Here is a 21,833-nt window from a genome sequence, read left to right on the forward strand (position 1 = left end):
TTTAAGTTAGTTAGCTCTAACTGTGTTATATAAAAAAAACCACCCTAAGAGTCTGCGGCAAGTCCGAAGCAGGTAACACAACCAATTGTGAGACACTTGTATCTTTTAATGAATATGGTATCATTATAGCAGACTTCATTTTCAATTCAACGATTTTGAGAAAATGATACATATTTCAAAAAATGTCTCAGGAGGAAGGTCGGCATGAACGGACATTCAAGACAAAAAACGCGAAATCAAATTGAGGAGTGGATGATGAGCGCGCTTCTTTTATTGATGAAAGAAAAGCCGTTCCGAGAGATTAAGATCACGGAAGTCGTGGATCGCGCTCAACTGGCCCGGTGTACCTTTTATCGTTATTACAAAAGCAAAGAAGAACTTCTCATGCGCTGCTGTGAATCTATATTTGAAGAACTTGCGGCGAGCATGTTTATGGGGGATCACCATACATTTTATAGAACAGCTTTGGCATACTTTTCTTTCTGGCTGGAACATCGGGAATTTTTTGATCTCCTTCAGGAAAGCAACATGCTTTATTTTTTCATGCAAAGCCATGACGAATTGATGTTCCGCGTAGCAAAGGAAGTCAAACCGGAAAATGCAGAAAAAGGTGGGTTTGACTTTTCACCAAAAGTACGGTATCACTTTTTCTTTGGTATGGGTGGATTTTGGGGAATGGCCAATCGCTGGCTTCTGCATGGCTGCAAGGAATCTCCAGAAGAATTAGCGCAATATGTCGTGGCATATCTCGTAGAATCCTACGAATTAGAGCCGGGATGCCAATATTATGATAAGCATAAAGCGTATCCATACGCTCCCTGTTATATTAGGTTGGAAAATGAATTTTAATATAAGAACAGATATTTTCTCAGATATGGCGGATACGGTGGTTTACACCTTCACATTTGGCAATCTGGCTGTAACTCAAACCTGCAAAATAGTATAGGTGTAGTCTCCGTTGCTGTACTTTGGTCAGCTTGCCGATAGCTTCATACAACCGGCTTCAATCTAAGCAACTTTTTAAGATTTGCAGTCCTTTTTCCAGTTTCCGCATACTTCCCGCAGAGCAAAGAGTAACGCGGAGAAAATTATGGCCTTGATTTTTTGCTACTGCGAACCGCTCAGAATGATAGACACGAATCCCTTGACTTATGAAATCTTCTTCAATATCACGGAACGGCTTCTCTATTTCAATCGGCATCCATTGGTAATAGCTGATTTTTCCATGTTCTTTCCAGCACTCGGGAAAATATTTTGCAAACAGAGCACAGGCCCTCTCGGTTAAAGAATGCTTATGTTCCGCAATTTTGTAAGCATCACCATTGAGAATAAGCTCCGTTATAATTTCTGCATCAAGAGAAGATGTTTTGACGTTGATATTGAATAATCCATGGAGAATTTCCTGACGAAAACATTCGGCAAAAGTCATGTATGCAATCCGGAGGCCGGGGCATAGGTTTTTTGTCATTCCGCAGATATAAATACTCTGCCCCGCCAGAAGATCAAACATAGATGGCAGCATATTTCCGATAGAAGTGGGCATCCACGCAGAGACATCATCCTCAATCAAAATCAGTCGATGCTTTCGGATGACTGCCGCCAATTCTTCACGCCGCTCTTTTGAAATTACGATTGTTGTCGGATTGGCACAGGAGGGCATAAGATAGATGCCTTTCATCTTATTGGTACCGCATTGTCTTTTTAAATCATCCGGGCACATTCCATTTTTATCCCCTCTGATGGGGACTAAAACGATATGGAGCAATTTAGCAAGCTCAATCAAGTTGGAGTAGGTATACTGATCGGTGGCAATCTTATCTCCGGGTGAAAAGAGGGAAACCAAGGCTACTGTTATGGCATTTTGCGCACCTGCAAAAATCGCAGTATGTTCGTTGTCTGTATGCACTCCCAGCTGCTCCATCCAGCGAATGCCTGCCGCAAGCTGATGAGGTTGACCGGCTGGGTGGGTGTATTCATACAAATTGCGGAGATACCCCTTTTCAACAACAGCGCGGGTAGCCCTTTCCGTCAATTCGGTATATTCGCTGAAGCCATTTACAGCCCCCATTTCAATACATCCATCGGTGAGATTGGATGCTGTAATCGTTATATTTTCCGAAGAATGGGGCGAAACAAAGGTTCCTTTTCCTGCTGCTCCATAGACCAAGCCTTTCTTTTTGCATATCTCATAGACTCTGGTTATCGTTGTATAGTTCAAATTCAGATAATCCGCAATTTCACGCTGGGGCGGCAATTTTGTTCCGGGTTTCAATATGCCCCGTTTTATCCTGTTTTCCAAATCTTCTGCAAGTGCTTTGAAATACGGCTGCTTTAATTTCTCTTTCTCTGGCTTCCATGCCAGGGGGTAATTATCAAATGAGTTGACAGACATCCCAATTCCCACCTTCAAATTGTTGTACATACAATATTAATATTGTATGCATTATACCGTGATGATACAATTTTAGCAAGCCCCTTACCTGTTAAGGGAGGAATTTGAGCATGACCAATTTTGCTGAAGCAGAACCCGGATGCCGCGCCAAAGGGTGCTACGGATGCAGAACTTGGCCTTTGAGCCAGAAATATCTGAAAAAGGAGGACTTAACATGAAACAGTATGTTGTAGACGCGTTTACCGATCAAATTTTTGCTGGAAATCCCGCCGCTGTCTGTGTCATGGACAAGTGGCTTTCCGATGATATTGCCATGTGAGCCCTCTTTGGGCCGGGAAGCTGGGCCGCGACACGCTCACTGCTTACCAAGCATCCCAAAGGGGCGGCATTCTGTACTGCCGTCATGCGGGAGAGCGCACCATTTTGAGCGGGAAAGCAGCACTTTTTTCCGAAGCAGAAATCTTCATTTGATAAAGGAGAATTATTATGGAGTATAAATACGCAAGAAGAATATCGAGTATCAAGGCATCTGAAATCAGAGAATTATTAAAGCTGACGGAAAAACCGGAAGTTATTTCATTTGCAGGGGGATTGCCCGCTCCTGAATTGTTCCCCATTGAAGAAATAAAAGCGGCAAACAACTATGTTTTAGAGCACAATGGAGGACAGGCGCTGCAGTATTCGACTACGGAAGGCTATCAACCTTTGCGAAAATGGATTGCAGAGCGAATGAACTCTCAGCTTGGTACGTCATTTTGTGACGAAAATATTATGATAACGCATGGTTCTCAACAGGCTCTTGACCTTTCTGGAAAAGTATTTTTGGATGAAGGGGATGCTGTGCTATGTGAAAGCCCTACATATTTGGCTGCTATTAGTGCGTTCAAATCATATGGCTGCAAATTTGTTGAAGTTGAAACGGACGGGGAAGGAATGATTATTTCTGAGCTGGAAAAGGCTTTGAAAGCATTTCCAGCTTCAAAAATAATTTACATTATTCCTAATTTTCAAAACCCGACGGGAAGAACATGGAGTTTAGAGCGCCGGCAGCAGGTGGCGGATATATCAGCGAAATATAACGTGATAGTTATCGAAGATAATCCCTATGGAGAGCTTAGATATGAAGGTGACTTCTTAACATCTGTAAAATCATTTGACCGTACTGGCAATATAGTATGTACAGGGACATTTTCAAAGATTTTTTGTCCGGGTTACCGAATTGGCTGGATTGCAGGTGACAAAGATGTTATTCAAAAGTATGTGCTTGTAAAGCAGGGAGTAGATTTACAGTGCAATACAATAGCACAAATGGTGATTGCTGCTTATCTCGAAAAATATGATATTGACGCACATATCAACAAAATAAGAGAAGTATACCGAAGGCGGCGTGACGTTGCTATTGACGCCATAAGCCGATATTTTCCTCCGGACACAAAATATACAAAACCCGAAGGCGGGCTTTTCCTCTGGGTGGAGTTGAACGATAGAATTAATACGGTTAAGCTCCTTGAGAGATGCCTTGAACATGATGTGGCATTTGTTCCCGGAAATTCCTTTTTCCCTAATACTAATAAGTCCAATACCCTTAGAATCAATTTCTCCAATACACAGGAAGGAAAAATTGCTGATGGAATTGCACGCATCGGTAATGTGTTAAAGGAGTTCAAATAATAGGAAGGGGCGGATCAACTTGAAACTATAGAAGCAGGCTTTTCTTCGCAAATTCAATTACTTTATCTACACTTTCCTTGTTTGCCTCCGCCTCATGAATTCCATATTTTGATTCAATATAGATACTCCCTTGGGGATCGGATGATTTCAAGTCAATATAAATGCTTGTGTCGCTCCATTTGAAAAAAGCCATCCCCGGTTTGTGTAAATCTACTTTCCCGTTCATCTTACCAGTAACTTTTATTGCAGGTATCAAGCCAAATGCCATTTCCCTTATTTGTGCAAGTCCATCCGGAGCCCAATCAGCCCGTGAAGGTTCCACCTGAAAATCCACTTGCTGCGAATTTGCCATTAAGCCCTGTACCAGCTCATTCACTTCTTTTGCATTTTCCTGAGATGTGATTGTATCGCCTGAACAGCCAGATAAGCCGGATAAAATAATAATTGCTATAATCAGTAACCTTTTCATTTAAGCATCCTCCCTTATAAACATATCATTTAAGACTTTTTCCTAATCCATAAATAACCTGTTAAAATTAGACGTATGATTAGGGATTTGTGTTTCATCATTATTCCAATATTCTCTTCAATATAACCAGCTGCACATCATTCAACACTATCATAACTTTAAAAAATATACCCTAAAATTTGATTCTTATATTTTCTCTCTATATAATGCCTCAACCTCAAACATATAAAGAGATACTCAATTTAAAATTATTCAAATTAAAAACACCTGCCTCATTTTTGGAATTTTATCCATTAAGACAGGTGTTGTACGCAATATTTTCATTCTTCACAGATATCATCTGCTGCACTTTTTTACTAATTCTTATTCCTGCAAGCCTCAATTGCTTCCTTTAATATCTTCAAGCCGTTGTCCAGCTGATCGTCGGTGACCACCAGCGGGCATAAAAACCTTATAACGTTGGAATGGGCTCCTGCGTTTTCAACGATAAGTCCGTGCTGTGCCGCATGTGCCACTATATCGGTGACCAGCTGGGTATTGGGGGTCTTGGTCTTTTTATCGGTGACAAATTCTATGCCCATCATGCAGCCGATACCGCGGACATCGCCGACTTCCTCATATTCCTCTTTCCATTTATCAAATTCATCCCTGCATTTTTTTGAAATGTCCAGGGATCTATCGCATAAATTTTCTTTCTCAATAATTTCAATAACTTTAAGGGCCGTTGCGCAGGCAAGGGCATTTCCGCCGAAGGTTCCGCCTATAATACCGCTTTTTATGCCGTCAAAAATTTTGGCTCCGGCTGTAATAGCGCTTATTGGAATTCCGCCTGCTATGGATTTTGCCGATACGATGATATCCGGGGCACAGCCTGCTTCCTCCCAGTAATTTGATACAAACATCTTTCCGGAACGTCCGAAACCCGTTTGTATCTCGTCGGCAACCATCAATATGCCCTTTTCATCACATATTTTTCTCACGGCCTTCACCCATTCTATGGGAGCCGGAATAAAGCCTCCTTCACCCTGAACAGGTTCAAAGACAACAGCCGCCACAAGCTCTGCCGGAGACGCCTCGTCGAAAACCTTTTCCAGCCTTTCAATATAGTAATCTATGGCAGTTTCTTCACTAATGCCCTCCGGCTTGCGGTACATATATGGAAATTCCCCCCGGTATATTCCGTCAGGAAAGGGGCCGGTGCCATAGGAATAAACCTTTTTTGCCGTCATTGCCGATGCCAGCAATGTCCTTCCGTGAAATGCGCCGGAAAACACTATGATATTTGGCCTTCCCGTATAAGACCTGGCAATTTTCACTGCGTTTTCTATGGCTTCCGCACCGGAATTTGCAAACATGGTTTTCCTTTCCTTATCTTTAACGGGGACTATTTCATTCATCTTTTCCGCAAGCTCAATATAACCTTCGTGGGTGACTATGTTCATCATGGCGTGAAAGTACTTCTGGGACTGTTCATTCAAAGCTTCTATAAGCTCTGGGCGGCTGTAGCCTATATTAAGTACTCCGACACCTCCTACCCAGTCAAGAAAGATATTTCCGTCCACATCCTCTATCATGGCACCTTCTCCCCTGTTTATAACAATTGGATAAACACATTTAATGGCGCCGGGTATTGCCTTTGCACGCCTGTCAAGTACAGCTTTGGCGTTGGGCCCCGGCAGCGCCATATTAACTTTGGGTAATGCATCTTTAAGCATGTCTTTTCGCCTCCATACCTTATGTTGATTTATTTAAGCCCCTATAAATTATATAGCTTTCCGGTATATTCTCTTTAAATCTTCAACACTGAAAACCACAGGATGATTTGCAATACTTGCCGCTGAAACCTTCATGCAGTTTTCCGCCAGCCAGTCCACATCATCATTCTTAATCCCCATATCTCCTAAAGTGGTATTTAATTTAAGCTCATGAATAAGCTCATTTATTTTATCCATAAAATCATTTTCATCCCTGCCGCCTAAAAGCCTTGACAGTATGGTAAACTTCTTAGGGTCCCCTTTAATTGATTCTTCAAATACCGCGGGTGCCAGAGCGGCAAGGCCTCTTCCGTGGACCACATCCTTAAGACCGCTTACGGGATGCTCCATTCCGTGAAGGGCTGTAACTCCCGCCGTATTTATAACCATGCCTCCCAAAGTACTGGCAAGGCACAAACCTTCCCAGCCTTCCATATCTGTTGGGTTTGCATAAACCTTTTTAAGGCAGTTAATAGCAAGCCTTGCGCCTTCCAATGCCAAAATATCCGTCATAGGCTGGGCAATGGATGATATATACCCGTCAATATTGTGGCATAATGCATCAAAGCCAACGGATGCCAAAATATCCTTTGGCATAGTGGCCATCAAAAGAGGATCTATGATAGAGCAAGCCGGGACTATGGCGCTGCAGCGCAGGGATTTTTTGTCTTTTGATTCGGGATTTGTCATAACGGCAAATCCGTTGCCCTCGCTTCCGGTACCGCAGGTTGTGGGTACGGCAATAATAGGAAGTGCTTTGTCGCTTGATTTCCTTCCAAAAATATAATCGTTTATATCGTCGCCGTTCACCGCCTGAAAGGCTATGCCTTTTGCAGCATCTATGCTGCTTCCGCCGCCTAAGGCGATGACTACATCACAGCCTTCTGCCTGTGCAATTGCTGCTCCTTCAAGAACGGTGGTGGTTAAAGGGTTTGGCGTTACTTTATCAAAAATAACATAGGGAATATTCTTATCTCTTAACTGCTCCCCGGTTTTTCCCAATAAGCCGGAGCGCTTTGTGCTGCTGCCTCCCGTGACAATCATAGCCTTTTTTCCTAAGGCAGCGGCTTTTTCTCCTATAAATAAGGATTTACCTTTTCCGAATACAAGGTTGACGGGCAAATAATACTGAAATTCCATAAATATCACTACTCCTGTTCAAATGGATGGGAGAGATTTTTAAGTCTCTCCCTTAATTATCGGCTTATTTGACGTTTTTGGTAACCCCTTCTTCAACGCCGACGAAATAATCTTCAGTTAAGCCGTAATCTTTTAAAATTTTCATCAGAGTGCCGTCTTCCTTCATCTCATTTAAGCATTTATTAACTTCATTTAAGAAATCCTTGTCTGCAAAGCGCACTGCCGCGCCAATCTGTCCGCTGGCCTCCGGTACATACGGAGACATAAGCTTTAATTTCAGTGAGCTGTCGGATGATAATGTAAATCCGGCTACGATGCCGTCGGTAACAACGGCGTCCACCTTGCCCATATTAACGGCTGTCATTAAGGTGGCCTGATTGTCATAGGCCTCCACCTTTCCTATCTTGCCCTCATTGAGCCACTTTTCGGCAGTTTCATAGAAGGCTGTACCCGGCTGTGCGCCTAAGGTTTTTCCTTTTAAATCTTCCTTGGTGGCAATGGTTGAATCGGCAGCAATTACTATTGCTTCGCCTTCCTGGTACCATTTATCAGTAAATGCGGCAATCTGAAGCCTTTCGACTTTAACATACATGGCATCAACAACCATATCGATGCTGTTGTTGTTAAGCTCCACAAGGAGGTTGGAGAAATCGATAACCTTCATCTGAATGTCAGGTATACCTAAGCGTTTGCAAATTTCACGAAGTATTTCAATGTCGATGCCTTTTAATTCTTTAGTAGTTACATCCTGATATGAGAAAGGTGCGTCATTGGAAGAACCGATAAGAATGTAGCCTTTCTCTTTTATTTTTGTAAGCATCTGTGATTCACCGGATGCAGCTTGTGTAGGAGTACTTGTTGGCGACGGAGTGCCCCCGCTGTTATTAGCGCTGCCGCAGCCTGTAACAACAGCAAGTACCATTATGAATGTCATACATAACGCCATCCATTTTTTCAACTTAATTTTTTTCATATCTTTTCCCTTCCTTCTCACATTTTTTATTTTATATTTAAATTTAATGTTTCATCTAACTTGCTTTAACCTTCTCTCAACTATCCTGCTTAATTGGGATAGGGGCAGGCTGATTACTAAATAAACAAGGGCTAAAATGGTATATGCTTCCACAGTTAAGAATGTCTGGGATGCAAAGGTCTTTGTCCGCAGCAGCAGCTCCTGCACCGTAATCATAGCCAATAGGGACGTATCCTTAATAAGCATGACCAGATAATTTCCGAATACCGGCACGGAATTACGCAATGCCGGCGGGATGATGAAGTGAAACAGCACCTGATTTTCGCTGAACCCTAAGGCCAAGCCTGCTTCACGCTGCCCGAAATCGATGGCCAGTATTGCGGAGCGGATGACTTCCGACATGTAGCATCCGTAATTGATGGTAAAACCTATAATTCCGCAGGTGGCAGCCGGAATCTGGATATTGGTATCCTGGCCCAATAAACCCATAGCCCCGTTTAGCAGCATGGGCACCACATAATAAATGTAGAAAAACTGGACCAGAAGAGGCGTACCCCGGACTATCTCAATGAATATGCTGAGCAGCCTGTCAAGGATTTTGTTTTTGGAAAGCCTGCCGATTGCAATTAAAAGAGCGAAAACAAGAGCGCAGGTAAAACCTACTATGGTGATATAAACGACAATTCCTATGCCATCTATGAGGCTGGGACCTAATGTCTCAAAAGCCTTTTTAAAATTCACTTCCATTGAAGTTCACCTCCCGTCAAAGCACCCTGGATAAGAATGACTTGGTTCTTTCGTTTTTAGGCCGCGTAAAAATTTCTATGGGCGTATCTTCCTCCACTATATAGCCGCCGTCCATGAATATGACACGGTCGGCCACATCCTTGGCAAAGCCCATTTCATGGGTGACCACCATCATGGTCATTCCCTCCTTCGCCAGCTGCTTCATTACCTCCAAAACATCCCCCACCAGCTCGGGGTCCAGAGCTGAGGTAGGTTCATCGAACAACAGGATGTCGGGCTGCATGGCCAATGCCCTGGCAATGGCCACCCTTTGCTGCTGTCCGCCGGATAAGGCATGAGGATAAACATTTGCCTTGCTTTCCAATCCTACCTTGCGGAGAAGCTCCATAGCCTGCTCCTTTGCCTCACTATGAGGCACTTTGCTCAGCTTAACCGGAGCATACATGATATTTTCCAGGGCGGTTTTTAACGGAAACAGGTTGAATCTTTGAAAAACCATCCCCACATGCTTCCTGTAATCCGTAACCTTTTTCCCAAGGTGAGTAATGTCCTGCCCCATGTATGAAATCTCGCCGCCGGTAGGATGCTCTAAAAGATTCACACACCTTAACAAGGTGCTCTTTCCGGAGCCTGAGGGACCGATAATAACTACAACTTCGCCTTTTGTTATGGAAATGTTTACGTCCCGTAAAACCTCCAGGTCATTGAAGCATTTTGAAAGCTTTTTTATTTCAAGCAAAACCATATGAACACCTTCTTTCTTTATCCGCTAAGTTATTCACCGGATTAAATTTTTCTAAAAAAACAGCAACGGAACCTACTTGAAAAAGTAAGCTCCGTTGCTTATTTGTTCTTTATTTACTGCATTCTATTTTGTTTTTATATCAAATCTAAAGCTTGAATCTCATCTTAATTATTTCCGTAAGCACATCACAGGTTCCGTCTGCCCCAAGCAAGCTCGAATCAATTATCACATGCTTATAATCCTTGTCCGACATGGAGTAACCGCAATAATGCCTGTGATAGGATTCTCTGGCTTTGTCAACAGATGCTATCATCCTTCTGGCTTCATCGGGCTGCATATCAAGAGTCTCCACACAGTTTTTTAGCCTTGCCTCATAAGGCGCATAAATAAATATATTGATTATGTTTTTGTGATCCTTCAAAATGTAGTCGGCACAGCGGCCAACTATGATGCAGGACTCCTTTTCCGCAAGGTCTGTTATTATCTTTCTCTGGGCTGCAAATATGGAATCCTGAATTTCCGTCGTACCCATGCCTAAAGGATAATTCATGTTGAAAAAAGCCGTCTTTGCGCTTTCTTCCTCATCGCTTATGGTTGATACCGGGAGATTTAAGTTTTTAGAAGTCATTTCAACGATATCCCTGTCGTAGTATTCAACCCCCAGCTTTTCGCTTATCTTCCTTGCAATGGGACGCCCCAGGCTTCCGAATTGCCTTGCAATTGTAACAACAAACTTATCATTCATAATAAAAACTTCTTTCTTGATATAATGTTTCTAATGTTTGACTAATTATACAGTACAAAGACATAGCTCTGCAATGGTATTAAAATCTAATTTTTCTTATATTTATTGTACTTGGAATACAAAGTATGATATCATTATAAAAATATTTAAGGTGGGATAAAAGATGCGTACCAAAGTGTCAGAGCTTTATGAGATTGCAAAGGAAAAATACAGCCTTACTCTTCACGGCGGGCAATCCGGCTTGACTAATTCTGCCTACTGGGTGTACCTGGCGGAGGATTTTCAGAACATGTCCTTTTTAAAGGGGGGAGAGCTGGTCATAACCACGGGGCTTTTTACACAAAGTACCGTAAGCCTTTATGATTTCATCCGGGCTCTAGTCATGAGAAATTGCAGCGGCATCCTTATTAATGCAGGAAAATACCTCCATACAGCAGATATCACACCTGAAATACTGGAATTTTGCAACGCAAACAGCTTTCCCATATTCTCCATGCCCTGGGAGGTTCACCTTGCAGACATTATGCAGGATTACTGCAGCCTGCTTTTAGACAACAACCAGAGCGTCAACAATCTTAACGCAGCTTTTCAGAACGCCCTATACCAGGTGCCCATACATGAAAATATCCTCCGCACCCTGAACCAGTCGGGATTTGAGACTGCGGCGGATTATAAAATTATGGCAATACAAAACCTGCAGAACACCACAAGGCTTACCTTGCCCCTTAACAGCAAAGGCTTTAAGTATCACCTCTTTGAGCATGAGAACCTGCAGATATTAATATATAATTCTTCCCAGAATATCATTCCACTAAATGAGCTGACAGAAATGATATGTTTTTATGACGGCATAAAACTGGGCATAGGAGATACCGTCCATTCCCTTACCCAGATTGGCCAGAGCTGCAAGCGGGCTCGCTTCGCTTTAGCAGCAGCGGTATTCTGGAACCGTTCCTTTGTCAACTTTGACGACTTGGGATTATTTCAGATACTCTTTACTACCTCGGATTCCGAAATACTTAAAAAACTATACAAACGCCACTTAAGTAAACTGGAGCAGCACGATGCAGACCATGCTTCGGATTATATGAATACCCTGCGTATTTTTCTTTTATCCGACTGTAACATTTTAGAAACCGCATTCCGTATGCATACCCACCGCAACACCATCGTTTACCGCATCAAAAAAATCAAGGAGATTTTAAATACCGAGCTGGACAATTCCGCGGTAAAATTTGATTTGCTTATGGCATTTTACATTAAGGAGTATTTTGAAATTTGAGGAGAGTGTCTTCTTGTAACATAATAACAGCATCCACTTTTTAGATAGGTGGAAGCATGCTAAGCACAATAAGCCTGAGCGTGCTTCTGATGCAGTCTCTTATGTCGGTGGATTTTGTGAAGGTGCAGGAGTGAAATACTCCAGTTAGGATGCTGGCCCCGGTGCTCAATATACATTATAGAGGCTGTGATCATTGCGCATTTACGCCAAAGTATATATACTTTTTCAATTAAAGCGGACGATAAAAATTGATATAATAGCAAAGATAAACCCGAGCAACTGTCGGTTGCTAAAAATCAAACCCGTCTTGGTCGACAAGCGGCGCTTTTGTTTGATATGATTTTTAAAAAGAAAGTAGGTGGTTTATGTGACATTGGGCGAAAAAGTTTCAAAGCTCCGAAATAAGCACAATATGTCACAAGGCGATTTAGCCGAAAAAATAAATGTTTCACGTCAGTCAATCTCAAAGTGGGAAACTGGCGCAAGCATACCCGATTTAGACAAGCTGGTTGCGCTTAGCAATCTATTCCAAGTATCTATTGACGACCTTGCGAAAGAAGATGTCCGTGCTGATAAATCAATTGAAGATGGGGCGACATGCCAGGAAAAAAATACAACCCCGCGGCGGATATATGGAACGCAAAAAATTATCGGCTTCATATTGATTGCAGCAGCGATAATATGCATAATACTTGCAATGGTATTCGCCAAGCGGTTTCTTATGATTCCAACAGTCTATCTTTTGCTATGTGGATGTCTGTGTTTGTTAGTAAAAAAATATGTGGCATTACTTATTGGCTGGATAACTTTTTTGCCCATAGCCATTTCCTTGCCATATTTTATAAGTTCAAGTATGGGGGCGATTTTTTATCGATCATATTATCAAAATGGAAATTATTTTGGACTTTTAATTTCATTTATAATGTGGCTACAGTTATTAGGCTTGGTCTGGTTCACCATTAAAATTAAAGTATTCCGAAAAAAAGAAAAATAGGGCTCCGGGATAAGCTAAAACAAATCGGATTGACGGATTTCATTCAGACAAAGCACCATCAGGGGCCGCAAATACAACCGTGCCACTATCTTATGATTTTGCCTTAAAGCTGGGAGTGGATAAAAAACAGCGGCTTTGATTTTTCTCAAAACCGCTGTTTTTTACATTACATTTTTAGAATAGATGTGGCTCCACTTATCAAAACTGCAATATCATGTTGTAGTTTGCATTTGTGGATATCTGCACCATTCTCTAAACGAATAACTCCACTAGACACCATTTCGTCAAAGACTTTTTTTGTAAGGGATAATTTTTCCTGAAGTATCTTTGACACTTTTACTTTCTCTGAATACTTGCTGACGATTTTCAATTCCACATCTTTTGTGAAATCAATAATTTCCCCGATAATGCTATATGACGGCGCTTCTATCTCTGCACCGCTCCTTTTCAGAAGCTCAGTATCCATAGCATATCTTTGGGCAAGCTCGCTGTCGTTGTTCATAAATTGATTTAACAGCGTTTGACCAATACTTTTAGGATTTATACGGGAATATATCGTCAAATTCCATGTCGATTTACAAGATGCACATCTGTAAATCAGCCAAATATCCAAAGATTTTTGTTGGGCGTTCACCCTGAATAGTCCAGAGGAAACATGTTCAGTTTTCATACCGCATTTTTTACAGTAGCGTATGGTTTTAGGAGGTGAAAGATATTGCACCTCCCAAAGTATTTCTTCCATATTCAAAATCCTTCCTTTTTCTTAAATGTGAAAAAAGAAAGTTGAAAACAGGCGGAGTATAGTTAAAAGTGATTTTTTTCATAAAATTAGCCTCCAATAGTTTTTGGATAGTGTCAATTCTGACACTCCGTTTTTTATTAAATAGAAAAGACCGCAGATAGGTAAGAGTACCTTACTGTGGTCTTTATCGCAACGCAACATAAGGGGTCATTCCCCCTATGCTATACTGACACTAAAGAACTTTGTACCTTGTACTCTTTAATCTGTAAAAAAATCCCACAGCAAAAATAGCCGCTTATATCTGCAGCCTAATAAGATATGGAATTGTTACTTGTAATCACAGATTAAAAAATATCCAAAGGTCAAAGCTCCTTCCATAATCAAATACTTTTATATTATATAGGAACTTTATTCCAGCGTCAATGTAAGTCCTGACTGTAGTACCAGCTCATCATATACAGTTTCATGGATAGCCAGATTAGGGAAATTTATCATACTAAAATAGGTAGATACCATCCTTACTCTTCTAATCTATGTTCCGTATAACCATTGCATGCAATGTTCCCCAGAAGGTGTCCCCAAAATACAATACGCAATTTTCGTTGATGTGTAATTCAGCATTACATGATTGGTGATGTAAGAAGCGGATTCTGCTTCAAAATACGGACTAAAATGTTCAGCCCCTTTATCAGCTGTTCATCATCTTTTACCGAGCCCAGTGAAACTCTCACTGCATTTGGCGGCAGTTGGCTTCCAACATAGAACTTATAGGCTGATATGACTCTGACTCTATTCATTAAGGCAGTGCTTTCAAAGTCCGCACAGTACCATCCTTCCGGAAGGTTTAACCATAAATAAACACTGTTTTCAGCGGACTGAAAAGAAAAGTCCTTAAACGCTTCCTTGGCAAGCTGAAGCCGGTGAGCGATTACCTGCCTTTTCTTATTTATAATTTCTGCAGCAGCACCACTCTCAATGAGGCCTGTTACCAGTTCAGCGTTTAGTGGTGGTGCCATCCATACAGTATTTGTAACGGTCTGAGTAAATTTATGCAAAAACCGTTCTGGAATAACAGTAAAAGCAATCCTTAGTCCGGGAAAGAATACCTTTGAAATACCACAGATAAAGATCCCATGATCCGGTACAAGAGCGCTTAGTGCCGTCTGGTCTGTCAGGTTTGTAAAATTATATATATCATCTTCAATCAAAATAAGTCCATACCTGAGGATGATATCTGCAATAGCCTGCTTTCTCTCCGCCGACATCACCGCTGCAGTGGGGTTTTGCATATTAGGCATCAGATAGATTCCTTTTATTTGGTGCTTTTTACACATGCTTTCAATGCTTTCGGGAATCATCCCCTCTGAATCCATTGCTATGGGTTCAAGCTTCATGCGGCTAAGTTGGGCTGCATTCTTGAATCCGGTGAAAGTAAGGGAATCCACCGCAATTCTGTCTCCCGGTTCAAAAAGTCCGAGAAGACAACAGATAATCGCATGCGTTGCTCCCGTACATATTACAATACGCTCGGGCTCTGCCTCCAGACCATATTGTCTTATCCACTGGACAGCAATCTCTCTATGTCTAGGTAGGCCCTGGCTCGGCACATAGTCCAGTAATGAATCCAAGGTACGATCTTCTGTAACGGGTTTTAGCAGCTTTGACAGGTCGTAGCCCTTTACTTTTATAGAACCCACCAGCCCCAGCTCAATTATTTCATCCTCGTTTTTAAGAACTTCCGGTAAGGTGCTATTTTTTCTATCACTTTGTGATACGTAGGTTCCGCTGCCGACCGTACCAGAAATAAGGCCTCTTCTTTGAGCCTCGTTATATGCTCTTGAAATGGTGGTAAGATTTACTCCTATTGTCTTTGCAAGAGACCGCTGAGGGGGCATTTTTTCATTTGGCTTAAGGATGCCAAGATGAATATCCCTCTCGATTGCATCAGCGATTGCAATATAAAGTACTTTATCTGTATCAATAATTTTGGGATTCCACATGAATAAACCCTCCAGTGCAAAATGTATGACAAACAATATTCTATTGACTTCACTGCTAATATGGCTATAATGATGGTAGTACAGTATTTGCATCCATCTTCGTTAAGCTATTTTATTTATCAAATGAATGTCATACAATTATAATACTACAACTTTTTAAGTCATACAATATAAGAAGGGGATTTTATTATGAGACAATTTTATAACCGTCTGCTGCGCTTGATTTGGGGACTTTTTCTATATGCAGTTGGAATCGTAGTTACACTAAATGCCCATATAGGATACGCTCCATGGGAGGTTTTTCATGTGGGATTTGCAAAAACGGCAGGAATAAGCATCGGAACCGCTTCCATTATTGCTGGAGCAGTTATTGGAATCATAGCATTATTGCTTGGAGAAAAGCTAGGGCTTGGCACCATCTTGAATATGCTGCTTATTGGAGTTTTCCTCGATCTGATTCTAGGATTTCATATTATACCCATGGCCAGCAGCTTTGCATTTGGAATCATCATGTTGATTATAGGGTTGTTTGTCATTGCCTTAGCCTCCTATTTTTACATTGGCTCAGCCTTTGGAGCAGGTCCGAGAGACAGTTTGATGGTTGCGCTTACTCGAAAAACGAGGCTGCCAATCGGAGTCTGCCGTGGAATGATTGAGCTTCTGGCGGTATTTGCCGGCTGGAGACTTGGTGGTATGTTTGGTATCGGAACAATTATATCTGCCCTTACAATTGGCTTTTGTGTCCAGATCACCTTTAGACTGCTTAAATTTGATACAACAGAAATTCAACACGAAACATTGGGTGTGACATATAAAATGCTTTTTGGCAATAAAAAAGAGCAATTAAATGAGGATGAGATATCGGAAGATTGTTAATTAAAATCCATGGTGTCAGGCTTGTGGTTTTGCACTAGCTGTGTTATTCAATTTCTCCCGGATATACATAACGCTACCCTCCGTCAATCCGAACCGTTAACAATCATGTACTCGCCGTGTATAGCCGAAATCACGTACCTTCAAGCGGGCGCAAAAAGCACCGCATATTTTGCGCGTACTCTTTGCGCCCGCTGTCCGGCGGTAGATATAGTTTTAGAGAGGTAAACGCGAACAGTGGTTGTCAAAGAACAGCCGCATGTTTTTTACTTTTCGTACAAATAATTTTTCAATCCTTTTAACAAGTTGCTGCATCAACGGGATCGCACAAACTTTTATTCTGATAACGTTATTGTCCAATCCGTTATTTGTAAAATATTGCTGTAATTAAAAAATCAGTCCCATATTTTTCATTTGAAATTATCCCACTATCTGACCATTTCCCAAAGCCTGCCTCCACGGCTAAAGGTCTCAAATCCCCATAAAAAGAAAATACACCTTTAGTCCAAATTTTTTTATATCCATTTAACTTAATAAGTCTTTTTATTTCTTTTAAGTTTTTACCGGCAATTCTATTTACATTTAAAACGTCACGCAAGACATTAAAAAAATCATAATAAAACAACGTACTTTTGCAATAGTGCGCAAACAATATACAAGTAACATCCCCACGAATTTTAATATTTCCCTTTAAGATAACGTTATACTTACCGCTGATTTCATATGCTTTAATAATTAAATCACTATTCATAAATTCATTTCACTGAAGATATTTTTTACATTCTTCAACATTATTTTGTTCAAGTATCAATAGTTTATTTGCCAGAGACAGTATTTCATCGTCAGCATCAGCGTATTCTTTTAACTTCTTTGTTATATCTACGATGCCCGTAGTACTCCCCTGAATCAGCATCTCGGAAATATGGGAAGGAGATTTATTCGCCAGTGTTTTCAAATTAATCATAGCATAAGCGGATCCCTTTGAAAAAGCATTGATATCCTTTGCTGCTTTATTGATTTCTTTCAATTTCTCTTCTGTACTGTCATAAATTATTTTATACTCTTGCAACTGAGACCGGAGCATTTTTTTGTACTCTTCATCTTGTGAAATCCCAATTAATTGATGTATCGTATCTATACCCATCTCCGCATTTTGATGAATATAATTTAAAAATTCAACATTTCCGTCCATGATAAACACCTCCATCAGGTAGTATGCTCTAAAATATAACCTTTATTAGAATTTCGGCCTATTTTATAAAATTTACGCTTTTACTTTCAGATACACTAAAAAGGCACTGCGATTTCACAGTGCCTCATTTCTGAGTCTTTTTTTGTTTCAATTCATACGAGTAACAGGCGCTTATCTCAAATTGCCGCCTTCTGTTCTGCCCTGACCGACGAATCAGAAAACGTGCAGCCGGCAACAAAATGCTGAGTACCTTATTTCGTCAATGAAAGTTGTGTCGGCTATAATATAATATTACTAAGCTTGTTTAAGAGCTGCTTCTCTTTTAACGTTTTCAGCTGCGTAGAATGCAGCCTGTTCGTCCGTAAGCTTGTAGCCAAATATGGTTAAAAGAAGTGAGATTATGGAGAATGCCGCCGGCACAAGTCCGAATAACGCCATAAATTTGCCCGCAAATGCCGGAGTAATTTCCATACCGGCAGTATAACCGATAAGAGCCAGACCAAAGCCTACCGCCGAGCCGCCGGCCAGGAACCCGATTTTAGTCGGCCAGTTCATAACTGTAAGCGCCATGGTTCTGTTGTCCTGACCTGTTGTGTAGTAACCGTACTCGCCGCAATCAAGGTAGTAGTTATACCTGAAGCAAGCGTTAATGGACACGGCGCCTCTGGCTAAGCAGGCAAATACCACCATAGCCCAAAGATTGTTGAGCCCAATAAGCCAAATGCCAAGAAATGAAGCGATTGAGAGAACCGAACCGAAGATAAGTGCGCCCTTCTTGCCAAGCTTCTTGGCTATAGGCGGTGCGATAAGGCTGAACAAAAATCCCGCTATGCCTTGAACTGTAAGGAGCAGGGTCATTACCGAGAACTGCCCTGTAACGACTCTGAAATAATAAGCCAAAAGCGGGGTATATATCTGTGTTCCTACAGTCGTTGCTGTCGTCAATAAAAACATAACGATCATCTGTTTGTTGTCAATAAGGGATTTGAACATCTGAGCTACAGAAGGAGCCTTGGCAACCTCGGCGCGCTCTCTGGGTAAATCGTATCTTTTCATAACCGGGAAGAGCGTAAAGAAGCTTAAGCCCAAAAATACAATACCAAATGTAAGAACCATAACGGCATAGCCGTTAGCTTCGCCAAATTGTTTTCCGAAAAACTGTATCAGCGGAATTGTTGTCGCACCCGATATAATGGTAACAGCAGCAGCTATTTGAGCCTGACGGGCATTCAGGCGTTTTCTGTCATCCATTGAAGTGCCGGCCATCCTTTGCATAATGCCGCCCTGGGCCGTTGCGCGGAAATTCATTCCGAAGTGCAGTGTGCAATAGAAGACAGAGACGAATAGCAATCTTGCCAATGGTGAAGGAATGATTCCTGTGGTATTGACGAGCTGCAGCAATGAACCGAAAAATAAAGTGTAAGTAGTCCATCTCATCCATAAAGCGTACTTGCCGTGTTTCTCGCTGGGAGTTTTCTCTATGATGCTGCCGGCAAAGATAGACACGACATAATCCAGTAATTTTGTGACAAGCATTGCCGTGCCCATTGCGGCAGGGCTGATGCCTAAATAATCGGTCATAAACATCATTCCATACTGAACCGGCGGTTGATGCACCATAGCCGAAACAGCTCCAGGCAGAGCATATGCTATTATTTCGCTTTCTTTAAGTTTATTTTTTTCCATTTTAATTCTCCCCCTATTTATAAGAATATAGCTAGTAATCCTAACAATATTCTTATTTATTTTTTGCTTACAGTAACCCTATGGGTTATTAAGCGAAGGTTTGAGCTAAGCCTCCTTGCAAAGCATATGCTGTTGCTATGAAAGCTTGCTCCCTGACTTAAGTATCAAAGGCCGCTTACTAAGATGCTGCGTCACCTCCTATATCCCCCAGCAAGGTATTTCTGTTGGTTGAATGCTTATTATGCGAGGTTTCGGTTAGTGCTTAAGATGTGGTGATGCTCAAAAAAAATCAGAATACACAAAAAGTCTCCGGCGCTTAGCCTTCCTTGCTCATGAAATGAGAGCGTAGGCCGGGGGATGAATTTCTGCTCCTCGAGGAATGGATCATATTGAATAATACAACTATTATAGTTCATTAATTGCTGGATATATTAGTTTGAATAGAGAAATCGATTGACTGAAAATGCGATAACCAAGCTGTAGGTCACTCCTTCTATGCGTAAGGCACTAAAGGAAACCGACATCATCGGCATCCAGGGCAGGGACTGCCCGAAGTCACGTTTGATGAGACTGAAGTTACGAAGTCGTGAATCTAGAAAGCATCTACCTCTTTAGGCAGTGGTAGCTCACTAATAGCTTTTTTGCACTAACTTGCGATAATTTGTAATCTACCTGCAATTTTACCGGTTGAGTTAATTGTAATTTGCTTCGAGCCTAGTTGTCAACATAAATTGCTGGAAAACTTTAACCAGTTAACTATATACACCATGCAGAATTTATCTGTGCCTTAGTCAATGGAAGAATTATTGGCACAGTTAGCCATTTGATGGAAAAACATCTGAATTTCATTGATGCTCTTCCCTTAAGAAAATATTTTTAGTAAGAATAAATGCGGTTCTAATGGGCGGCCGTCAGCATATTCAGCTTGAAATTCGCCTGGGTGAACAACGCTTTCAAGTTGTAATTTAGAAACATCTTCCTGCAGCGCAGCCAGGCCTTTTCCTGGCTTTTATAAAGTTTCATGCTTCGGATTTTATGAATACCCTGCATATTTAATACAGTATCATATAGAAATATCCCAGCCCTCTTTCGCCGGCATTATATGTCATTCCTAATTTTAAGGCCATAGCGCAGATATCCATGCCGCTGCCTTCCATTGAATACCTTATTTGCTCGGGATGCCGGCAAGGCTCATTTGTTAATACGGCGCATTTCGGACATAAATCACATCCTCCGCCTGTCCGCACTTCTACGGGCAATTCCTTCAGTTCCTTCCGGAGCCGGCTGATTCGTGCCCTGCTCTCCTTCATCTGATTCTCCCAGCCTTCCCTGGTGTCCGGCATTGCCATTATCTTGTTCACTATCATTGCATTGCTGTACTTCAAAACCCGGGATTTATTTGCCTCCAAGTCACCTGAAAAAGGCGGACAGGCATAGTTTTTTCCGGAATTAGGGCATTTGAGGCACTGTCCGATTACATCATCGGTAAAAATGATATCTTTTGTTTCGATTTCCATATGTTCGTCAAAGCCGCATTCATCTACCATATTTATAATTTTCTCTATCAACATGATGATCCCCCTTTATTTTTTATACCCTTATGTATCTAATTTAAGCGTTACCTATAACAAAATGCAATACCAACCTTAAAACATGATTTGACAAAAGCCCCTCAGATCACTCTGAGGGGCTTTTGTATTGTAAGGAATGCAGGTTACATTCTCCCGGAAACATTCAGGTAAGCATAAACATGCTTCAGGAAGGCAGTTCCTTCTATCTTTAATTCAGTAAATAAGACATTATCGAGGATCATTTTTCAATCAAAGACCAAAGCTGCTCTTCAATGCCTTTGTTCACTGCTCCTTCTCCGCCGAACAAGGTCATTCCGCTCAGCTTGCGGCTCTTCAAATACTCAACGAAGCTGTTTGATAAGCTGCTGTCCACCAGTATAATCGGTGAATTGTGCTTTGCGGCATAAACACTTCCTGCAAGTGCATCGGGGAAGTCATTGCCTGTGGCTATGCAAATACTTCCTCCCGCTTCATTGAAGTATTTTGCTGCTGCCAGCGATGTTTCGTAACGGTCCTGCCCTGCGATTCTCACTATATTTGTTTTATCCAATGAAGTGAGCTGGGCAGCCTGTTCTTCCACTGCAGCACTGATAACCGCCGTGCCCCCGATAATATAGACTTTGGACGGCATAATCTTGGCGATGGCTTCCTTAATATCGTTGCTGAGACCATCCTTTGTAACTAAGAAAATCGGACTTTGCATTCTCGCTGCAATGCTGCTGACCGACAACGCATCCGGATAGCTTTCTCCGTAAGCCAGGATTACCGGAGTTCCGGTCTTGACTTCTAAGCGTTCAGCTATTTTAACCGCCGTTTCATAGCGGTCTGTTCCGGCAAGCCTGGTGATACGGCTGAAA

Annotated in this window: 22 protein-coding genes; 6 read left to right on the forward strand and 16 right to left on the reverse strand. The window is 41.6% G+C overall.

Translation table 11 applies throughout. The annotated features are described in order from the left end of the window. The first annotated feature begins 204 nt into the window (after nt 1-204). The gene (locus OXPF_RS16135; protein WP_054876256.1) at nt 205-849 is read left to right on the forward strand and encodes a TetR/AcrR family transcriptional regulator; all 645 of its coding nucleotides are present in this window, start codon (nt 205-207) and stop codon (nt 847-849) included. A gap of 154 nt (nt 850-1,003) precedes the next feature. Here the strand turns inward: OXPF_RS16135 and OXPF_RS16140 are convergent, their stop codons facing one another. Next, a complete protein-coding gene (locus OXPF_RS16140) occupies nt 1,004-2,392 on the reverse strand; it encodes an aminotransferase-like domain-containing protein (RefSeq protein WP_054876257.1) in 1,389 nt (462 codons plus the stop codon). Nucleotides 2,393-2,606: 214 nt separating this feature from the next. Between OXPF_RS16140 and OXPF_RS22175 the strand changes: the two genes are divergently transcribed. Both OXPF_RS22175 and OXPF_RS16145 read left to right on the forward strand, forming a co-directional pair. Continuing rightward, the gene (locus OXPF_RS22175; RefSeq protein ID WP_152967790.1) at nt 2,607-2,711 is read left to right on the forward strand and encodes a PhzF family phenazine biosynthesis protein; all 105 of its coding nucleotides are present in this window, start codon (nt 2,607-2,609) and stop codon (nt 2,709-2,711) included. A gap of 167 nt (nt 2,712-2,878) precedes the next feature. Continuing rightward, nucleotides 2,879-4,063, forward strand: a complete 1,185-nt coding sequence (locus OXPF_RS16145; RefSeq protein ID WP_054876258.1) for an aminotransferase-like domain-containing protein — start codon at nt 2,879-2,881, stop codon at nt 4,061-4,063. 25 nt (nt 4,064-4,088) lie between these two features. Here OXPF_RS16145 and OXPF_RS16150 read toward each other — a convergent pair whose 3' ends face one another. The 7 genes from OXPF_RS16150 to OXPF_RS16180 form a co-directional block, all read right to left on the reverse strand. Beyond that, a complete protein-coding gene (locus OXPF_RS16150) occupies nt 4,089-4,532 on the reverse strand; it encodes a hypothetical protein (protein WP_054876259.1) in 444 nt (147 codons plus the stop codon). 356 nt (nt 4,533-4,888) lie between these two features. Continuing rightward, nucleotides 4,889-6,247 (reverse strand): aspartate aminotransferase family protein, encoded by a 1,359-nt coding sequence (locus tag OXPF_RS16155; protein WP_054876260.1) that lies wholly within the window; start codon nt 6,245-6,247, stop codon nt 4,889-4,891. Between the two features lie 48 nt (nt 6,248-6,295). Continuing rightward, nucleotides 6,296-7,426 carry an iron-containing alcohol dehydrogenase gene (locus OXPF_RS16160; RefSeq protein WP_054876261.1) on the reverse strand — a complete coding sequence of 377 codons (1,131 nt, stop codon included), beginning with the start codon at nt 7,424-7,426 and terminating at the stop codon, nt 6,296-6,298. A 64-nt stretch (nt 7,427-7,490) separates the two neighbouring features. Then, nucleotides 7,491-8,399, reverse strand: coding sequence for a substrate-binding periplasmic protein (locus OXPF_RS16165; RefSeq protein ID WP_054876262.1), 909 nt, complete (start codon nt 8,397-8,399; stop codon nt 7,491-7,493). A 51-nt stretch (nt 8,400-8,450) separates the two neighbouring features. Continuing rightward, a complete protein-coding gene (locus OXPF_RS16170) occupies nt 8,451-9,146 on the reverse strand; it encodes an amino acid ABC transporter permease (protein ID WP_054876263.1) in 696 nt (231 codons plus the stop codon). 16 nt (nt 9,147-9,162) lie between these two features. Beyond that, nucleotides 9,163-9,885, reverse strand: coding sequence for an amino acid ABC transporter ATP-binding protein (locus OXPF_RS16175; RefSeq protein ID WP_054876286.1), 723 nt, complete (start codon nt 9,883-9,885; stop codon nt 9,163-9,165). Between the two features lie 151 nt (nt 9,886-10,036). Further along, nucleotides 10,037-10,636 carry a cytidylate kinase-like family protein gene (locus OXPF_RS16180; protein WP_054876264.1) on the reverse strand — a complete coding sequence of 200 codons (600 nt, stop codon included), beginning with the start codon at nt 10,634-10,636 and terminating at the stop codon, nt 10,037-10,039. Between the two features lie 163 nt (nt 10,637-10,799). Here OXPF_RS16180 and OXPF_RS16185 point away from each other — a divergent pair, with 163 nt between their 5' ends. Together OXPF_RS16185 and OXPF_RS16190 are read left to right on the forward strand one after the other, a co-directional pair. Beyond that, on the forward strand, nt 10,800-11,918 hold the full coding sequence (locus tag OXPF_RS16185; RefSeq protein ID WP_054876265.1) for a PucR family transcriptional regulator: 1,119 nt from the start codon (nt 10,800-10,802) through the stop codon (nt 11,916-11,918). Nucleotides 11,919-12,291: 373 nt separating this feature from the next. After that, on the forward strand, nt 12,292-12,912 hold the full coding sequence (locus tag OXPF_RS16190) for a helix-turn-helix transcriptional regulator (protein ID WP_201779733.1): 621 nt from the start codon (nt 12,292-12,294) through the stop codon (nt 12,910-12,912). Nucleotides 12,913-13,078: 166 nt separating this feature from the next. On the opposite strand, the gene OXPF_RS16195 is transcribed toward OXPF_RS16190, so the two are convergent. Then, on the reverse strand, nt 13,079-13,654 hold the full coding sequence (locus tag OXPF_RS16195; protein ID WP_054876267.1) for a DUF1062 domain-containing protein: 576 nt from the start codon (nt 13,652-13,654) through the stop codon (nt 13,079-13,081). Nucleotides 13,655-14,274: 620 nt separating this feature from the next. Beyond that, on the reverse strand, nt 14,275-15,654 hold the full coding sequence (locus OXPF_RS16200; RefSeq protein WP_054876268.1) for an aminotransferase-like domain-containing protein: 1,380 nt from the start codon (nt 15,652-15,654) through the stop codon (nt 14,275-14,277). A gap of 189 nt (nt 15,655-15,843) precedes the next feature. Here OXPF_RS16200 and OXPF_RS16205 point away from each other — a divergent pair, with 189 nt between their 5' ends. After that, nucleotides 15,844-16,530: a YczE/YyaS/YitT family protein gene (locus OXPF_RS16205; RefSeq protein WP_054876269.1), complete on the forward strand. Its 687-nt coding sequence runs from the start codon at nt 15,844-15,846 to the stop codon at nt 16,528-16,530. A 361-nt stretch (nt 16,531-16,891) separates the two neighbouring features. Here OXPF_RS16205 and OXPF_RS16210 read toward each other — a convergent pair whose 3' ends face one another. The 6 genes from OXPF_RS16210 to OXPF_RS16230 all read right to left on the reverse strand — a co-directional run. Then, entirely contained in the window at nt 16,892-17,278 is a 387-nt protein-coding gene (locus OXPF_RS16210) for a hypothetical protein (RefSeq protein ID WP_054876270.1), read from the reverse strand. Between the two features lie 9 nt (nt 17,279-17,287). Next, nucleotides 17,288-17,719 (reverse strand): hypothetical protein, encoded by a 432-nt coding sequence (locus OXPF_RS16215; RefSeq protein ID WP_242854432.1) that lies wholly within the window; start codon nt 17,717-17,719, stop codon nt 17,288-17,290. Nucleotides 17,720-18,013: 294 nt separating this feature from the next. Continuing rightward, the gene (locus tag OXPF_RS16220; RefSeq protein ID WP_054876271.1) at nt 18,014-19,405 is read right to left on the reverse strand and encodes an MFS transporter; all 1,392 of its coding nucleotides are present in this window, start codon (nt 19,403-19,405) and stop codon (nt 18,014-18,016) included. 897 nt (nt 19,406-20,302) lie between these two features. Beyond that, nucleotides 20,303-20,428, reverse strand: coding sequence for a hypothetical protein (locus tag OXPF_RS23425; protein WP_278308405.1), 126 nt, complete (start codon nt 20,426-20,428; stop codon nt 20,303-20,305). Between the two features lie 29 nt (nt 20,429-20,457). Further along, nucleotides 20,458-20,976: a DUF2284 domain-containing protein gene (locus OXPF_RS16225; protein ID WP_054876272.1), complete on the reverse strand. Its 519-nt coding sequence runs from the start codon at nt 20,974-20,976 to the stop codon at nt 20,458-20,460. Between the two features lie 238 nt (nt 20,977-21,214). Continuing rightward, on the reverse strand, nt 21,215-21,833 hold a 619-nt coding region (locus tag OXPF_RS16230), incomplete at its 5' end, for a cell wall-binding repeat-containing protein (RefSeq protein ID WP_160317247.1).

Source organism: Oxobacter pfennigii (assembly GCF_001317355.1).
Classification (GTDB): Bacteria; Bacillota; Clostridia; order Clostridiales; family Oxobacteraceae; genus Oxobacter; species Oxobacter pfennigii.

What these genes read in the sequence shown, in the direction of transcription:
- OXPF_RS16135 (WP_054876256.1), top strand. Translation starts at nt 205, where the DNA reads ATGAACGGACATTCAAGACAAAAAACGCGAAATCAAATTGAGGAGTGG.
- OXPF_RS16140 (WP_054876257.1), bottom strand. Translation starts at nt 2,392, where the DNA reads ATGTCTGTCAACTCATTTGATAATTACCCCCTGGCATGGAAGCCAGAG.
- OXPF_RS22175 (WP_152967790.1), top strand. Translation starts at nt 2,607, where the DNA reads ATGAAACAGTATGTTGTAGACGCGTTTACCGATCAAATTTTTGCTGGA.
- OXPF_RS16145 (WP_054876258.1), top strand. Translation starts at nt 2,879, where the DNA reads ATGGAGTATAAATACGCAAGAAGAATATCGAGTATCAAGGCATCTGAA.
- OXPF_RS16150 (WP_054876259.1), bottom strand. Translation starts at nt 4,532, where the DNA reads ATGAAAAGGTTACTGATTATAGCAATTATTATTTTATCCGGCTTATCT.
- OXPF_RS16155 (WP_054876260.1), bottom strand. Translation starts at nt 6,247, where the DNA reads ATGCTTAAAGATGCATTACCCAAAGTTAATATGGCGCTGCCGGGGCCC.
- OXPF_RS16160 (WP_054876261.1), bottom strand. Translation starts at nt 7,426, where the DNA reads ATGGAATTTCAGTATTATTTGCCCGTCAACCTTGTATTCGGAAAAGGT.
- OXPF_RS16165 (WP_054876262.1), bottom strand. Translation starts at nt 8,399, where the DNA reads ATGAAAAAAATTAAGTTGAAAAAATGGATGGCGTTATGTATGACATTC.
- OXPF_RS16170 (WP_054876263.1), bottom strand. Translation starts at nt 9,146, where the DNA reads ATGGAAGTGAATTTTAAAAAGGCTTTTGAGACATTAGGTCCCAGCCTC.
- OXPF_RS16180 (WP_054876264.1), bottom strand. Translation starts at nt 10,636, where the DNA reads ATGAATGATAAGTTTGTTGTTACAATTGCAAGGCAATTCGGAAGCCTG.
- OXPF_RS16185 (WP_054876265.1), top strand. Translation starts at nt 10,800, where the DNA reads ATGCGTACCAAAGTGTCAGAGCTTTATGAGATTGCAAAGGAAAAATAC.
- OXPF_RS16195 (WP_054876267.1), bottom strand. Translation starts at nt 13,654, where the DNA reads ATGGAAGAAATACTTTGGGAGGTGCAATATCTTTCACCTCCTAAAACC.
- OXPF_RS16200 (WP_054876268.1), bottom strand. Translation starts at nt 15,654, where the DNA reads ATGTGGAATCCCAAAATTATTGATACAGATAAAGTACTTTATATTGCA.
- OXPF_RS16205 (WP_054876269.1), top strand. Translation starts at nt 15,844, where the DNA reads ATGAGACAATTTTATAACCGTCTGCTGCGCTTGATTTGGGGACTTTTT.
- OXPF_RS16210 (WP_054876270.1), bottom strand. Translation starts at nt 17,278, where the DNA reads ATGAATAGTGATTTAATTATTAAAGCATATGAAATCAGCGGTAAGTAT.
- OXPF_RS16215 (WP_242854432.1), bottom strand. Translation starts at nt 17,719, where the DNA reads ATGGACGGAAATGTTGAATTTTTAAATTATATTCATCAAAATGCGGAG.
- OXPF_RS16220 (WP_054876271.1), bottom strand. Translation starts at nt 19,405, where the DNA reads ATGGAAAAAAATAAACTTAAAGAAAGCGAAATAATAGCATATGCTCTG.
- OXPF_RS23425 (WP_278308405.1), bottom strand. Translation starts at nt 20,428, where the DNA reads ATGAAACTTTATAAAAGCCAGGAAAAGGCCTGGCTGCGCTGCAGGAAG.
- OXPF_RS16225 (WP_054876272.1), bottom strand. Translation starts at nt 20,976, where the DNA reads ATGTTGATAGAGAAAATTATAAATATGGTAGATGAATGCGGCTTTGAC.